Genomic DNA, 10,999 nt, shown 5'->3' with positions numbered 1-10,999 from the left:
GATCTACATCGAGCCGGATGTTTACCGCAAGCCGAACGACGCCAATCCGTCGACCGACGCATTTGTGATTCGCGGCATCGACTAGGAAGTTTTCTAACGCTTATCGGCGAAGAACTCCGTGAGGAGCGCTGCGCACGCCTCAGCCTCGACCCCGGCAAAAACCTCTGCCCGCTGGGGAAGCCGACGATCGCGCAACACGTCGTAGACGCTGCCGGAGGCGCCAGCTTTGTCGTCCCACGCGCCAAAAACCACAACCGGCACCCTCGCCGAGAGAATCGCGCCGGCACACATGACACAGGGCTCAAGGGTCACGATGAGGGTCGTGCCCTCAAGGTGCCAATCGCCCGTGACCTCGGCCGCTCGGCGAAGAGCCAAGACCTCTGCATGGGCGGTGGGATCCTGCCGCAGTTCGCGCTCGTTTCGTGCCGAGGCAATAACGTTTCCCTGGGCATCCAACACGAGAGCTGCCACGGGAACATCGCCCGTTTCGAGGGCTAAGCGGGCATCGGCTACTGCCTCGAGCATCCGCTCACGATAGGCATTGCGAGATGGCTGCACGTGCACTCCCCTCGCTCGACTAGGTTTAAGCCTATGCGAGTTCACGTTGCCGACCACCCGCTCATCACGCACAAGCTCACCGTGCTGCGGGACCAGAACACCGCATCGCCGACATTCCGTGCCCTCACCGAGGAGCTCGTCACCCTGCTCGCCTATGAGGCGACGCGCAATGTGCGCACCGAGCCCGTGAAGATTCAGACCCCTGTAATCGAAACAATGGGCGTGGCCATCAGCCACCCGCTGCCCCTGGTCGTGCCGATTCTGCGCGCGGGACTCGGCATGCTCGACGGCATGGTCAAGCTTGTCCCCACCGCCGAGGTTGGTTTTCTCGGACTGGTGCGCGACGAAGAAACTCTGATGCCCACCACCTACGCCGAGCGGCTGCCCGACGACCTGTCCAACCGGCAGTGCTTCGTGCTCGACCCGATGCTTGCGACCGGCGGCTCCCTCGTCGCAGCGATCAACTATCTCTTTGACCGCGGCGCTCAGGATGTCACGGCGATTTGCCTGCTCGGCACACCAGAAGGCCTCAAGGCCGTCGACGAGGCCACCCAGGGGCGCGAGGTCACGATCGTGCTCGGTGCGCTCGACGAGGGCCTCAACGAGCGCGGCTATATCGTTCCCGGTCTCGGCGACGCCGGCGACCGCCTGTACGGCACCGTCTAGATTCGCAGTTCCCGCGCGCACGTGGCGCGGTTGCGTAACACGGCGCGCGTGGGTGATACTGGCTCTATGACTACATCCGCGCGCACCGTGATCTCCTTTGTGGGCTCCCGGACCGTCGACACCATGGTGTCGACACGTGCCGCCATGTGTTGTCGAATGTGCGCTTAATCGGCTCATCTCGCCGAGTTCGCCCCGCCTCCAGCCCCGCCTCATAGTGCGCCGCTGACGACGGACATGAACTCCGGATGGCGCTCCCTCATAGCGGAACGTCCATCCTCAGCGCATTACCTGAAGTAATCGAAGGATCACACCCTCATCATTAGAGGCCCTTCACCCCTCCGAAGGAATTCGACTCATGTCTCTTGCACTCGACCTTGCCCGACCCACCACATCCGCTCCCGTCGCCGCATCGCCCGCGGTTGCCGCAGCACCGGCGCCCTCTGCGGAAGCACCGGCTCGCCGACTCCGCGCTGTCCCCGATGGCACAGAAGCTCGCGGCTTCGTTCTCTATGTCGGCGTAGACGAGCTCAAGGCCGCAGCAGCGGGCACTGACCTCGGCACGATCGTTGAGGAGCTCAAGCGGCTGACGGAGCTGCTCGTCCCCTCCGCTGAGACGTATGCCGCCGTCGCACTTGCCCCCCAGGGCGTAGGCGGGCGCGATGTCGACGTCGTGCGTCTTGCCCTGCAGGACCCCGCCGCTTTGGCGAAGCAACGGCGCACGGACGAGACCGTGGCGCCGGGGTCCAAGGGTGGCGTAATCATCGACCTGTCGCGCAAGCGCGTGGTGATCGAGGGCGAGGCCGCCCCGCTCACCTACAAGGAGTTCGAGCTGCTGCAGTACCTCGTGCTGCGCGAAGGCCGCACAATTGACCGCGCTGAGCTCATCTCGGGCCTCTGGGGTGCCGACGACGACGACGCCCCCAATGAGCGCACGATCGACGTCCACGTTCGTCGGCTGCGGTCCAAGCTCGGCGTCTACGACGAAATCGTGCGCACCGTGCGCGGTGTCGGCTACCGCTTCGACCGTCACGCCGACGTGTCGGTGCAGCACACGAGCACCCCGTCGCCCGACCGTTTTTAGACGCTCACCTACCTATCAGCGAACTCGCAGAAAAATAACAAAAGGATAACTAGCGCCCGTTACCCAACCGTTATAGAGTTCGAGATGTGGAAGTTGTTTGCTGTGGCAGCTCCCACGGAATGTGATTGCAGGACACTCTTGGTGCAAGGGAGAGGGCCCGTCGTAAGCCTCTACGACGGGCCCTCAATCACGTTAACGGCCACGATTGGCCCGGCCGCGAATTGCCTGGCCTGCACGACCGCAGCGCGCTCCCCGGCAATAGGCTTGACGCGACGAGAGGGGCGACGATGGCGACCAAAGCCTCAGCGGTAACAGCATGGGAAGCGCTGTTTCGAGCCCAAGTCGCTGTGATGCGGCGCTTGAGTGCCGAGTTCCCCACCGACGAGATCTCGCTCGTCGAATACGACGTGCTCTTTAACCTTGCCCGGCATGCCGAACGCGCCATGCGCATCCGGGATCTCGTGGACGACCTGCTCATTACGCAGCCGAGCGTCAGCAGACTCGTCGATCGATTGGCCGCCCGTGGTTTGATCACCAAGTCTCCCGACCCGCGCGACGCCCGGGGAGTTGTCGTGGCACTCACGGACGACGGCTACGACCTGTTCCGTCGGGTCGCCGTGGAACACAGCGCCTCCATCTCGACCGCGGTGGGCTCAGCCCTCACCGAGCCCGAGCTCGCGCAACTGACCGTGCTCTGCGACAAACTTCGCACCGGAGTCAAACGCCGCTAACGCGGAAGTGGGTTGCGGGCCAGTTCGCGCTCGGTCTCGAGCCAACCCGGCAGGATGGCGCCCATGAAGGTGCGTGCGGACCGCTCGGTTCGAAAGCCCCCTCAGACCCTGATATAGTCATTCAGTTGGGTTTTTTACCTAACATGCGCCCGTAGCTCAGCGGATAGAGCAATTGACTACGGATCAATAGGCCGGGGGTTCAAATCCCTCCGGGCGCACCACGGAAAGCCTCGCACTCGTGCGGGGCTTTCGTCGTTAAGGTGCCTCGTCGCGCACCCGGTGGAGCGCATCCCCCCACCTCGCCCCCTCACGCGTCGCCCGTGCTGCGTTGAGGGGTCCCAAATGTGTCGTCGCGGCATCCGCCACGACACATTTGGGACCCCTCAGCGAAGAAGTGGCGCGGGCAAGAGCGCGAACGGGCGCGGGCAAGAGCGCGGGCAGCGGGCGGGTGCAGCGGGCAGCGAGCAGCGAGCGGGAACAGCGAGAGAGCCGCCTCTCGCGGGGGCGAGAGGCGGCATCCAGTAGCTTGCGTTAGCCGCGGAAGAGGCGTGGCCTGAACAACAGCACGCCACCAACCCCGGCCATCAGCACAAGGGAGACGATGCCCACCGTGAGCAGAATCGGCCCAACGGGCGAGTCGGATGCTGCATCCCCCTCAGGCACCCCCGTCACCGGGGCAGCTGGGCCAGAGTCGGCATCGCTCTCGGGTTCTGGCTCCGCAATGGGAGGGACGACCTCGGGCTCCGCAGTGTCGGAATCACCCTCATCCTGCGCTGGTGCCGAGGGGCTCACTCCCGCCGTGGGTTTGACTGCGGCCGCCGGACCAGCTGCGGGCGGGGTCACGACGGGCGGAATCACGGGAGGAATCAGGCGCGCCTTGGCGAACAGGTACCCGGTGCCCGACTCCCCTGCCCCCAGGGCGATTGCCGAGAACGCGTGGGCCACGATGGTTCCGCCGGCGGTGCCGACCGTGTTCGTGCCCTCCAGGTAACCGGCGGGCTGGGTCTCGGTGATGACGTAGGTTCCCGACAGCAGGCCAGTGAAGACGAAACGGCCATCGCCTGATGTGGTTGCCATCAGCGGGGTGATTGCTCCATTCAGGGTGGTGCCGGACAGGGTGACATTCACGCCGCCGAGACCAGACTCTCCGATAGAGCGGATGCCGTCGCCGTCAAGGTCGACGAAGACATCACCCGATAGCGAGCCGGTCGTGACGCCGAATAAGTAGCCGGATGCTGCGGTGCGCGCAGCGATCGTCACCGTCGTGATGGTCGTCGCCGATGCCCGCGTTCCGCCGGAGGTACCAACGGTCGCATTCCCATTGCCGTATCCGGGCGCGGAGGTGCGGACGAGTTCATAGGTGCCGGGCCGGAGACCATCAAAGCGATAGGCCCCGGTCGATGCGTCGGTGACGGCGGTGAGCTCGACATCGTTGTTGTCGCTGTCTTTGCCGCTCAGCTCGATCGTGACCGTCGTAATAGTGGTCGCCGATGTCCGCGTTCCGCCAGAGCTACCCACTGTGGCATCCCCGGCCCCGTATCCCAGCGCGGAGGTGCGGACGAGTTCATAGGTGCCGGGCCGGAGACCGTCGAAGCGGTAAAAACCAGCCGATGAGTCGGCGACCGCAGTGAGGGAGACGGTGTTGTTGTCGCTGTCTCTGCCGCTCAGCTCGATCGTGACCGCGCCGAGTGGCTGCTCGCCAGCATCCTGCACACCATCTGCGTCGGAGTCGATGTAGACCGCACCGGAGAGGCTTGAGGTCGGACGCTCCCCGAAAAGCGTTCCCGAGCTGCTCTGCCCCGACGTGAGGTTTACCGCGACGGAGTCGTTGGATGCGACGACGGCGTTGGTTCCCGCGGTGTCGATGCCATCGTCGAAGGCTGCGGGTTGAGTCTGGGTGACGGTGTAGGTGCCTGCGGGCATTCCCTCAAACACATAGGCGCCTGCGGAGTCCGTTGTGGTCGTGTAGCTCACCGCCGATCCGCTCGCTGTCGTCCCGGTGAGCGCGACGGATACGCCGCTGATGCCGTATTCGGCGGAGTCGACGAGGCCGTTGTTGTTGCGGTCCGCGAAGACCGTTCCGCCAACCGAACCGACGGTCGGCACCGAGACGGTGGAGGAGTCGGTGACGGTGCGCGAGGCAGCGAATGCTGCCGTGACCGCTGCCGTGTTTGAGTCCGCGGCGATCGGCGCGATTGCTGTGCAGGTGTAGCTGACCGGCGTCGCCCCTACCGCGAGTGCTCCTACGGTGCGCGCGCAGGCTGGCACTGTCGCATCGGTGACGGTGACGTCGGTGAGAGGCAGATCCCCCGAGTTGGCAACGGCGATGGTGAAGACGATGGTCTCCCCCGTCACATAGGTCGCCTTGTCTGCGGTCTTGGTGATCTCGACGGCGGGCTGGCTAACCGTGGTCGTGAGCGATGCCGTGCCGGTGTTGGCACCGGCCTCTGCACTGGAGGCCGCGACCGTCGTCGTGAGGTCATCTGCTCCCGCCAACCTCGAACATCCGTAGGTGTAGGTCGATCCGGCCGAGAGCGATCGAGGCGTCATCCCGCATCCTGGGACGTTGCTCGAGACGGCAACGTCCGAGGCGGCAAGCGGTGAGTACACACGCACCTCGTAAGTGATCATGTCGCCAGCGACGTAGGGGCCAGAAGAAATGGCCTGGATGCTGACGTCAATCGATGCAATAGGAACAGAAAGCGCGAGACCGGTGGCGAGATACGTGTCACCTGACGTCGCGAATTCCATGGAGGCAGTGGTTGACCCGACCGCAATGGGCACGGTCATCGACTTCGCATCGACGCTCATGTTGTTGAGCACAGAAGGTGTGGAGAATTCGGCTCGGGAGCCGAAAAAGTTGGTCGAGGAGCCGGGCGCCGGCTCTGCTTGCTGAATTCCGTTAACAGCGAAGCGATCGCCAGCAATATTGAAGTCGCCCTCAAACGCCGTGACGCCGACCCGTGCTCCCGCCGCTGCCGCAGTGAATCCGCCGGCAGTGATCGTGGTCGCCGGGTCGATGGATGACTGACGGACATGGCCGTCGTAGACCATGACCTGCTTCTTGATCGGCGCGTTGGCGTGAGAGCCGTCGTATTCGTAGACGACGGTGAGCGACCAGCCTCCGTAGCATCCGAAGCCCTGCGGGGCCCAGACATTGCTCACCTGGATAGCGACGGGAGTGCCAGTCGTAACGCCCGCAAATCGGCTTGTCACGTCGGCGTAGGCGGAGTAGAACTGCGGCTGAGATGCGGGCACATTGGCGAGCGCGTCTCGGCTGATGACCTGGGGGGCGTAGGCGGCGGTGGCGGCACCGCCAACTGAGAGACGCACCAAGGTGCTTTCCGGCGTGCCGGAAGGCAAGTCCGCTGTGCCCGCCCCTGCGAGGAACTGGCGGGTATTGCACCCCGGTAGCGCGGAAACTGTGCCGTCGGCGAGACGAATGGTGCCGGTGTTGCCGCTCCAGTTGAGCCGGGCGAACGAGACCCGCGCCCCAGCGGGAATAGTTACTTCTGCCGCGCTCGAGTTGTAGGTGGCCGCGCTTGAATCGACGTCGGTCCACTTCATGTAGTAGGAGTCATTGATGCCGGCCGAAGTCGTATTGGTGCCCGCTTGCGCGGCGGCGCAGGTTGAGATGGGCTCCCCGAAGGGGTCGACAGGTGAGCCTGTGGTCGGGCATCCCATGTTGCCGTTCCCAGCAAGGATAAAGTCGCCGTAGATGGGCTGGGAGTAGCCGAGAGCGAATGGTCTGACGACCGCAGCGTCGGCAGGCTGGGCCGATAGGGTGACACTCCCCGCGACAAGCGCGAGGACTATCGCCGCCGCACCGACGGATCGCACCGCCGAGATCGCACGCGCAGTCCACTTTTTCGTCATCCTGATCCCCCCGAGCTGATATACCGTAGAGCCTAGCGCTAGGCCTCCAGTCAATGCCTCACTGACGTGGCCCACATGAGTCTTCGCGGCATCCAGCACGACTCATTTCGGACCCCTCGGCGGCGAGGGTGCGCATTGGGTGCGCATTGGGTGCGCGTTCCGGGGCGCAAGGAGCAGCGCCTTCTACCTCCGGCGACACCGTAAATCAACCCTTTGCGAGAGGCGCGCCAGCGGGGTCTTATGGGTGCACCAACATCCATCGACTGCGAGGAGGAACTCCGATGTCTGACCCAACCAGCGACGCCTACAACCAGATCGACGACCCTGACTTGGCTCCAGAAGCGGTGCCAACGGATGCTCCTTCGGACCCGTATCCCCACGCCGACAACGACGAGGGCTACACCGCTGGCGGCGCCGAGGGCGACGCTCTAGAAGATGACGATGAGCCGTCGATCGGCGTGGACCCCGATATCGATAACGGTTAAGCCAGGTTCACTTCGCTGTCAACCACTGCCTCCGCCAATGTCGCGGGCGTACGGTCGCGCTCAATCGAGTACGTACACACCGCGACAACGGAGGTAGTGATGTTCTTTCACGTGCAGCGTCTCATCAACGAAATCGTGGCCGACGAGCCGGATCCCGCCGCGGCAAATGCCCTGCAGGAGGGGCTCGGCGGCCAGTTCGGCGAAATGCGCACCATGATGCAATACCTGTTTCAAAGCTTCAACTTTCGAGGGCCCGACGCCAAGCCGTACCGCGATCTGCTCCAGGGCATCGGCACCGAGGAGATCAGCCACGTCGAGCTGATCGGCACCACGATCTCCCGCCTTCTCGACGGGTCTCCGCGCTACCAGGGCTCCCCCACAGACCCGGTGGATGCCCCGGGCGCTGGCGGGGCAATCCCTCTGGAGCTCGCCAAGAGCGCGGGCAACATCCACCATTTTCTCGTCGCAGCTCAGGGCGCAATGCCGGTGGATGCTGCGGGAAACCCGTGGAACGGATCCTGGGTGTACAACAGCGGAAACCTCGTGCTCGACCTGATCTATAACCTCATGCTCGAGTCGACGGGTCGGCTGCAGAAGTGCCGCATCTACGAGATGACCGACAACGCGACGGCACGCTCGACCATCGCCTACCTCATCGTTCGCGACCAGGCACATGAGAACGCTTATGCGCGCGCGCTCGAGTCGCTCGGCGTCAACTGGAGAACCGCGCTGCCCATCCCCAAGACCAATGCCGAACAGTTCCCCGAAGTGGCGCGCCTGCTCGACCTCGGATTGCAGAGCAAGCAGTACACCTTTGATCTCACCGCTCAGTCGGAAGCGGGCAAGATCTTTCAGGGGCCGTCGCCCTCGAACGACGGAACCGATCTCCTGGCGACCGAGCAGGCGCCGGAGGGCGTGCCCTCGGTGATTGCCCCGGAGCGCTTCGAGGAGTTCTCCCCCGGCCTCGACGCCGACCTGCTTGAGCTGATCCAGGCAACGGCTGAGATGGAGATGGAGCCGGTCTCGTCGAGCTTCGGGCCTGTCAGTTAGGCCCGCTCGGCCGTGTGCGCTCTCGGCCACGGCGGCAATGGCCACAGACTCGACGACGGCTCGATAAACTGCTGAGCGTTGGCGAGCGGGTGATGAGCCATTCGCCGCCCTGGCCGAGAGTTGCAATGAATAAAGCTGAAACACACCGTCAGAACGTGAAGCGGGTCCTCGTTGCCGCTGCGCGCAGTCTGCTGACCAACGGCGGCGGAGTCACCGACACGCTCATTACCGATGTCTGCGAGCAGGCTGGCATTCATCCGCATGCCTTTCGAACGCTGTTCCCCACGGACGACAGCTTTCTGGATGCCGTCAACGACCATCTTGTGGAGGAATGCGCGGCGCGCATCCGCCACGGTGTCGACCAGTTCGTGGCGTCCGACGCCTCCGACCGACCATTCGCCCAGGCGGCCGTCGCCCTCGCCGAATCATGGCCCCTCGATCGCGGGGGCATGCTCATCAGGGCCGACCGCCGACTGCAGGCGCTGCGCAACAACCGCAACGGCGGAGCCGCGGCAGCCGCTGAACGCAAGTTCGTCGCCGAGCTCGTTCCCGTGTTCTCCGATCTCGTCGCCCACCTCGGGCGCGCATTCAGCTGGCCATCGATGCTCGCGGTACGCGTCATCGTTGACACCTATGAGGGCTCGTTCGAGACGTGGTTGCTCGACGGCAACGACGAGACATCGTTCGCGGAATCCCCTTATGTTTCTCGCACGCTCCCCACGCTGCTCAAAGAGATGACGGCGCCGCTGGGCGTCTGACACCAGCACCCGAGCCTGCTTAAGGCGGGGGCCGTCTTGCGCTCTCCCCGCCCATCTGTCAACCACTCACCCACAGGCATTTCGCGGCGTAGCGTCGCGCCCAAAGTTCGCACGTGCACTCACAACTTTGGAGGAAGCGATGAAAGCCGTGGTTTTCAACGGCCCGTACACGGTCGGCGTGCAAGAGGTCGAAGACCCCAGGATCGAGAGCCCGCTTGACGCGATCGTCTCGATCACCACCGCAAACATCTGCGGTTCAGACCTGCACCCGTACGAGGGAAGGGCCGATATGCCCGCGGGCTCGGTGCTGGGCCATGAAAACATGGGCATCGTCACCGAGGTCGGCAGCGCGGTCAACCGAGTGAAGGTGGGCGACCGGGTCTCGGTTCCCTTCAATATCGGTTGCGGCACGTGCCGCAACTGCGAAGAAGGCTTCACCTCTGCCTGCCTCAGGGCAAATCCCGAGGGCACCCCGGGTGCGGGGTACGGCTACCCCAAAATGGGCCCCTACCGCGGCGGGCAAGCCGAGCAGTTGCGGGTTCCGTGGGCCGACTTCAACCTTCTGTTGCTGCCCAGAGGAACCGACTTTGAGAACGACTTCACGATGCTCTCCGACGTGTTTCCGACCGGTTACCACGGCACCGAGCTTGCGCATGTAGCCCCCGGCCGCTCCGTAGTCATTTTTGGCGCCGGGCCCGTCGGACTGATGGCAGCACACAGCGCGGCCATTCGCGGCGCGTCCCAGGTCTTCGTTGTCGACAAAGAAAAAGATCGACTCCTCCTTGCCAGCGAGATGGGCGCAACCCCGATCGACTTCTCACAGGAGAGCGTTGAGGACGTCGTTATGGATGCCACCCGCGGGCTGGGTGCTGACTGCGGAATTGAGGCGGTCGGCTACCAGGCCCACGATGCCAGCGGCGAGGAGCATCCGGAGATGGTGCTCGATGAGCTCGTGGGAGTCGTGCGCGCTACCGGGAGCATCGGGGTGATCGGCGTGTACGTGCCCGAAGATCCGGGGTCGGACGAGGCTCCCGATGGGCGCGTTCAGTTCAACTGGGGGGCCGCCTGGGAAAAGGGCCTCACGATTGGCACCGGTCAGTGCCCGGTAAAGCGCTACAACCGGTACCTTCGCGACCTCATCATCGAGGGGGTTGCCACCCCATCGATAATCGTGTCGCACGAGCTGCCGCTGGAGGATGCGCCTTCTGCTTATGAGAACTTCGATCGCCGGGAGGAGGGCTGGACTAAAGTGCTGCTCCATCCGGCAAGCTGACCTCAGCCGAAGTCGGGCCAGCGCTCAGAGTCGAGGTCTTCATCACTGAAGGCCTCGCCCTCGTGCGGCCGAGAGACTCGAAGCTCGAGCACGGCGTCCGCTTCGCGAGGGTCGGGATGGGGAGTGGCGATAACGCCGTCGTTGCGGTCACGCAGCACCGTGGCGTTCGACCGCGTGTCGACTTCTGCGCTGCTGCCGGGGTCTGCGGTGATTCGAATCTTCATGTCGGCACCCTGTATTTCGCATCTGTTGAACCTGGATGCCGGGGTCACGGGCACTAAGCCAAATTTTACGTCAGGTCGCCGAATCGTGCGGGTGAAGGTGCTTATCCACGGCGGTTTCCAAGGAGTTCCTCGGGCTGGCATCCGCAGTGCTGGGGTGCGTCTCGTCGGCATGAGCGTCTTCGGCACGGCTCCGGTTCTCCGGCACGTGCGGCGTCTCGCGAACCTCGCTGGGCGTCTCCAGCGAGAGTGTCATGCTCACCAGCCGACCTGCGACCACGCTCACCGGCAGCTGATGGG

At 64.3% G+C, this 10,999-nt stretch carries 11 protein-coding genes and 1 tRNA gene; 8 read left to right on the top strand and 4 right to left on the bottom strand.

Going from position 1 to position 10,999, the window contains the following annotated elements:
* Positions 1 to 93 precede the first annotated feature (93 nt).
* Positions 94 to 525, bottom strand: coding sequence for a nucleoside deaminase (locus AC062T_RS08130; RefSeq protein ID WP_476028992.1), 432 nt, complete (start codon positions 523 to 525; stop codon positions 94 to 96).
* A gap of 66 nt (positions 526 to 591) precedes the next feature.
* Here AC062T_RS08130 and upp point away from each other — a divergent pair, with 66 nt between their 5' ends.
* From upp to AC062T_RS08110, 4 genes are all read left to right on the top strand, one after another.
* Positions 592 to 1,224, top strand: coding sequence for a uracil phosphoribosyltransferase (gene upp / locus AC062T_RS08125; RefSeq protein WP_476028990.1), 633 nt, complete (start codon positions 592 to 594; stop codon positions 1,222 to 1,224).
* 355 nt (positions 1,225 to 1,579) lie between these two features.
* Entirely contained in the window at positions 1,580 to 2,305 is a 726-nt protein-coding gene (locus AC062T_RS08120; protein WP_476028988.1) for a winged helix-turn-helix domain-containing protein, read from the top strand.
* 287 nt (positions 2,306 to 2,592) lie between these two features.
* Positions 2,593 to 3,036, top strand: a complete 444-nt coding sequence (locus tag AC062T_RS08115) for a MarR family winged helix-turn-helix transcriptional regulator (protein WP_476028986.1) — start codon at positions 2,593 to 2,595, stop codon at positions 3,034 to 3,036.
* A 145-nt stretch (positions 3,037 to 3,181) separates the two neighbouring features.
* Positions 3,182 to 3,257 (top strand) — tRNA-Arg (locus AC062T_RS08110).
* A gap of 310 nt (positions 3,258 to 3,567) precedes the next feature.
* Here the strand turns inward: AC062T_RS08110 and AC062T_RS08105 are convergent.
* Positions 3,568 to 6,912, bottom strand: coding sequence for an SdrD B-like domain-containing protein (locus AC062T_RS08105; RefSeq protein ID WP_476028984.1), 3,345 nt, complete (start codon positions 6,910 to 6,912; stop codon positions 3,568 to 3,570).
* A gap of 281 nt (positions 6,913 to 7,193) precedes the next feature.
* Here AC062T_RS08105 and AC062T_RS08100 point away from each other — a divergent pair, with 281 nt between their 5' ends.
* From AC062T_RS08100 to AC062T_RS08085, 4 genes are all read left to right on the top strand, one after another.
* On the top strand, positions 7,194 to 7,397 hold the full coding sequence (locus AC062T_RS08100; RefSeq protein ID WP_476028982.1) for a hypothetical protein: 204 nt from the start codon (positions 7,194 to 7,196) through the stop codon (positions 7,395 to 7,397).
* Positions 7,398 to 7,496: 99 nt separating this feature from the next.
* Positions 7,497 to 8,447, top strand: coding sequence for a manganese catalase family protein (locus tag AC062T_RS08095; RefSeq protein ID WP_476028994.1), 951 nt, complete (start codon positions 7,497 to 7,499; stop codon positions 8,445 to 8,447).
* 125 nt (positions 8,448 to 8,572) lie between these two features.
* Entirely contained in the window at positions 8,573 to 9,205 is a 633-nt protein-coding gene (locus AC062T_RS08090) for a hypothetical protein (RefSeq protein WP_476028980.1), read from the top strand.
* Between the two features lie 139 nt (positions 9,206 to 9,344).
* A complete protein-coding gene (locus AC062T_RS08085) occupies positions 9,345 to 10,478 on the top strand; it encodes a glutathione-independent formaldehyde dehydrogenase (RefSeq protein WP_476028978.1) in 1,134 nt (377 codons plus the stop codon).
* Between the two features lie 2 nt (positions 10,479 to 10,480).
* On the opposite strand, the gene AC062T_RS08080 is transcribed toward AC062T_RS08085, so the two are convergent.
* On the bottom strand, positions 10,481 to 10,702 hold the full coding sequence (locus AC062T_RS08080; RefSeq protein WP_476028976.1) for a hypothetical protein: 222 nt from the start codon (positions 10,700 to 10,702) through the stop codon (positions 10,481 to 10,483).
* Between the two features lie 70 nt (positions 10,703 to 10,772).
* Positions 10,773 to 10,999: hypothetical protein (locus AC062T_RS08075; protein ID WP_476028974.1), on the bottom strand; the 227-nt coding region annotated here is incomplete at its 5' end.

It is taken from the genome of Homoserinimonas sp., from assembly GCF_056262345.1.
This window is presented reverse-complemented; position numbering and strand designations above follow the sequence as displayed.